Below are 3,890 nucleotides of genomic sequence, written 5' to 3' on the forward strand. Positions count from 1 at the left end.
GGCTTGAAAACTTAAACTTTTTGAAATCTCCTGTTGACATTTTACCGTGAGTCTTGTTGGGTCCCCTAGCCTCGAGGAGAACCCGGTTTGGGTTCTCAGAACGGTTGTAGCAGAAATAGGTTATATTAGCCCCTCTTTAACCCTATAAAGACTTCATTAAGCAACAATCCAGTTTACGGCCGCCAATGCTACCTTGGCCGGCCGTCGCACCCAAATGGTTCCCGGACTTAGATTTGGCTTTGCCTATCCCAGCAGCACCTCCAGCACCGGGGCCCCCGGGTTCTCCTCCCTGATCCGGGCCACAGTGATTTCAGGATGAGGATGAAGCCTCTCCACGCCCACGTAGCCCTCCCAAAAGCGGTAGAGCGCCTCTCGGTCCTTTCCGACCACCACGTCGTCCCAGAGTTTCCCGAAGCTCTTCGTGAAGGCGGCCTTAATTTCTTCTATCGGCGCATCTTCCGGCACCTCCGTCCAGAGTCCGGCTACCCAACCCGCGGCGACCGCCACGTGCGGTAGCGCTCAGGTAGGTGCACAGAAGTAGAAGCGCGCCTTTCCACCTCCGGAAAGAACCTTCGCCAGTTCCCGCAGGGGCTTGGCCGTGGCCGTCCCGAAGACGGCTAGGCCATGGGCACGCACTGCCGCATAGGCTGCAAATAGGTTCTCACAGGTCACGGTCCCGATGAGAACAGCCTTCAAATTGCGCTCGTCCAAGGTTGACCACCACCCTTTTCTGGAACCTCGTTTTATCATTCTACAGGCAAGGAGAAAATCCTGCCGCGGTACCCCAATCAGAAGCTATACCATACCATGGCGAGGTTCCGAAAGTAGGGGTTCCCTGGAGGGCTTCTATCTTTACTCACACAGTTTTTAGCCGACTTATTTCAGTATCGCCGGTAGAGAGTTTTAGCCTTTAATTACAGTCACGGGACAGGTAGCAAAATACAAGACCTTCTGGGTTACACTACCCGAAGCTAAACCACTCAAAGCACCCATACCCCGTGAACCGATTACAATGTGGTCGTAACCACCTTCTTTGGCAAAATCAGCGATTTTCCTCCCCGGTTCGCCCTCTACAGAAACCGCATTCACCTTCAAGCCCGCCTGCGTGAATACCGCTACGGTTTTCTCGAGGACCCGCTGCGACATCTGCTTCATCGTTTCTACAGTTCCCGGATCTACCAGACTGTCATAGGTATCGAATCCCGAATCGTAGACCCCGAACTCTGGCACCACCTGATAGACGTTAATTATGGTTACCTCGATACCGGGCAATAATTTCATCAAGCCTACGGTAAACTCTGCGGCCTTTAGGGCGTTAGCAGAACCATCCGTAGGTAGAAGTACTTTTTCAACATCGCTTCTCTCCCCCTAAAGTTTTTGTTTTCCTGTCACCTTTCCTACCATACCTGTTCCCCTCCTCGCCTCTTCAGACCACCTCCTCCGGAAATAGATATTCAATCTTGTACTAACAGAACTTTGGGGTCCGTTCTGCGTTTAACGTTCTCCTTTCGTTTTAATCGTTCCCAAGATGGCTAAACTGAGCAGGGATATTGTGAAATATATCACCTTTATTTAGCCTAAAAAACTTTCCTGACGCCGCATAAAAACCGACCTCTTAACAACTCGTACGAAATTCAGTCTGATAGGCGCTAAGAATGCGTGCATCGCCAGTCTCTTTAAAACCATAGCAAGCCGTCATATTTTACGAATTCGTCGCACTTGGAAAACGTTTTCTCCCCAAGCTAATTTGGGAATGATTTCACGTTCACCTTTTATAATACCAAACACATCCTGTCGTTGTAAAGAGGCCGCGATACCCACCCAAGCCTTACCTCAATTTTATCTTACTTTTTAATCAGCCCGGCTGCGCGGAACTTTTCGGCTACGGTGGGATAAAGTGAGATGTCAGTATGAGGGAAAAATTGACTCCCCGCAAAGCGGGCCATGAAGTCGGTATTGGCATTGAGCTCGACATAAGTGACTTGCCGGGCAATACTCACGAGTTTCTCTCTGGCCTCGTCGCAGATGAGAGCCTGAGCCGCTGCGGCTAGGGCGGTGTTGCCTAAGACCACGATCTGGTCGCGGGGAAGGTCGGGGTAAAGGCCAATCGTAACGGCAGCCTCCACGTCGAGATGTTCCCCAAAGGCTCCGGCAGCGTAAAAGCGGGCTATTTCGTGAGGTTTAATACCTACGGCCGCAAGGAGTGTTTCTACGGCGGCGTTCACCGCCCCTTTCGTTTTTAAAAAGTTTTTTATGTCCTGCTGGGTGATCACGATATCCTGTCCGGTCGCGGTTTCGCTCGCCGGCACAATAACAAAAGCCTCCCGCCCGTCCCGGAAGCGGCCACTCCGGTCGATGATGCCGGATAGGAGCATCCCGGCGAGCGCGTCCACGACGCCTGAGCCGCAGATTCCCCGTGGTTTCCCGCCCCCGATGACTTCGTAGGTCACCCGCTGGGTATCCGGGTCGATGTAGACCCGCTTGATGGCGCCGGGCAGTGCCCGCATCCCCTGCGCTACAACTCCCCCCTCGAACGCCGGACCTGCTGCTCCGGCCGCCGCAACGAGCCATTCCCGGTTACCGAGAACCATTTCCCCGTTAGTGCCAATGTCGACGAAAAGCGCTACTTCCTTCTGCTGGTGCATTCCGCTTACCAGCACGCCGCCGATGGCGTCGCCGCCGACGTAGCTACCAACGCCCGGCAAGAAATAGACGACAGCCTCCGGATGGACGGCCAGGCCGAGGTCTTGAGCCCATAGAAGGTCGGGAGCAGTGACCACCGGGATGTAAGGCTCACAGTAGATCCGGGAGGGGTCAAGCCCGAGGAGGAGATGAACCATACCGGTGTTGGCGCTCACGGCAACCGCGGTGATCTCCTGGGGATGGATACCTGCTTCTGCTGCCGCCGCTGCTGTGGCCTCGTTGATGGTTTCGGCAATAAGGCTTTGGAGCATCGCCCGCCCATCCGGTTCCGCCGCCGTCCACAGGCGGGTCAAGATGTCTTGTGCCACTGAGACTTGCCGGTTTTCTTCCGTTGCCACCGCAACCTTTCTCTTGCCGTTTAGATCCACTATGGCGACCGCTACAGTTGTAGTTCCAACGTCCACGGCAAGACCGAAATGGCGAGCAGTGGTATCTCCCGGCTCCACATCCTGAAGCCGCCACCCGCACTTGGTTCGGCAGAGAGCCGCTGTTACCTGCCAGCCGCCGGTCCGCAGCGGCTCCGAAAGCCGGCGCAGCACCGCTAGCGGAATCGCAACACTCCCCTCCACCGGCAGCGCGGCGAGAAGCCGGGTCGCGTCGGCCCGGTTGTCACCGAGGTGCGGGGGGTTTAAAGTAAGATAAAATTTCCTGCTTAACACGGGACCCCCCTACCTCCCAAGAAAAGTGCCTGGAACCATTATACCTCCGTAGCTAAACTCTGGTCGCGGGCAATAAAAAGGCGGGGTGCTCCCGTATTAATTATCTAGTGAAGGTAACCGGCCAGATAGTTTAACGCGAAGTAGGTTGCAAGCAAGGTGCCTACTAGCCAGACCAGCTTCATATCGTCTTTGGGTTGGTGCTTCATTCCCTTGGCCATCGTAAACCGCCTCCTCATTCTAAGATTTTCTGAGCTTCCCAGAAGTGTTGCGTAGTGCTTCCGGGGAACCGGCCCGAAGAGGCCCTGGCTCAACAACCCAATTATACGCTTGTACCTGAAAAAATACAAGATATCTCCTTCAAATTCTTTTTTTTCACTATCAAATACCGGACACATATAATTTAGAAGACAGCTTTAAATGGTCAAGCCACGGCACTTAGAGGATCAAATTTAACAAAACTGTAACTCTTTCTTCAAATTTCAGCCACACTTTCTCCTTAAACTAAAATGTGGAAGGCGAAAATTGACC

At 53.6% G+C, this 3,890-nt stretch carries 4 protein-coding genes and 1 pseudogene; all 5 read right to left on the reverse strand.

All coding sequences use genetic code 11. From position 1 onward, the window contains the following. Positions 1 to 243: 243 nt before the first annotated feature. The 5 genes and pseudogenes from ACUVTA_RS08770 to ACUVTA_RS08790 all read right to left on the reverse strand — a co-directional run bounded on the left by ACUVTA_RS08770 (position 244) and on the right by ACUVTA_RS08790 (position 3,598). Positions 244 to 507 carry a hypothetical protein gene (locus ACUVTA_RS08770; protein WP_445952564.1) on the reverse strand — a complete coding sequence of 88 codons (264 nt, stop codon included), beginning with the start codon at positions 505 to 507 and terminating at the stop codon, positions 244 to 246. Between the two features lie 12 nt (positions 508 to 519). After that, a complete protein-coding gene (locus tag ACUVTA_RS08775) occupies positions 520 to 711 on the reverse strand; it encodes a hypothetical protein (RefSeq protein ID WP_445952565.1) in 192 nt (63 codons plus the stop codon). A 192-nt stretch (positions 712 to 903) separates the two neighbouring features. Further along, positions 904 to 1,338, reverse strand: a pseudogene (locus ACUVTA_RS08780) (universal stress protein); the annotation flags it as partial. Positions 1,339 to 1,844: 506 nt separating this feature from the next. After that, a complete protein-coding gene (locus tag ACUVTA_RS08785; RefSeq protein WP_445952566.1) occupies positions 1,845 to 3,362 on the reverse strand; it encodes an ASKHA domain-containing protein in 1,518 nt (505 codons plus the stop codon). A gap of 104 nt (positions 3,363 to 3,466) precedes the next feature. Then, positions 3,467 to 3,598, reverse strand: coding sequence for a hypothetical protein (locus ACUVTA_RS08790; protein ID WP_445952567.1), 132 nt, complete (start codon positions 3,596 to 3,598; stop codon positions 3,467 to 3,469). Between the last annotated feature and the right edge of the window lie 292 nt (positions 3,599 to 3,890).

The organism is Thermodesulfitimonas sp. (genome assembly GCF_052743955.1).

Bases quoted from the DNA above. Each gene is read 5' to 3' on its own strand.
- ACUVTA_RS08790 (WP_445952567.1), bottom strand. From the start codon at position 3,598: ATGAGGAGGCGGTTTACGATGGCCAAGGGAATGAAGCACCAACCCAAA.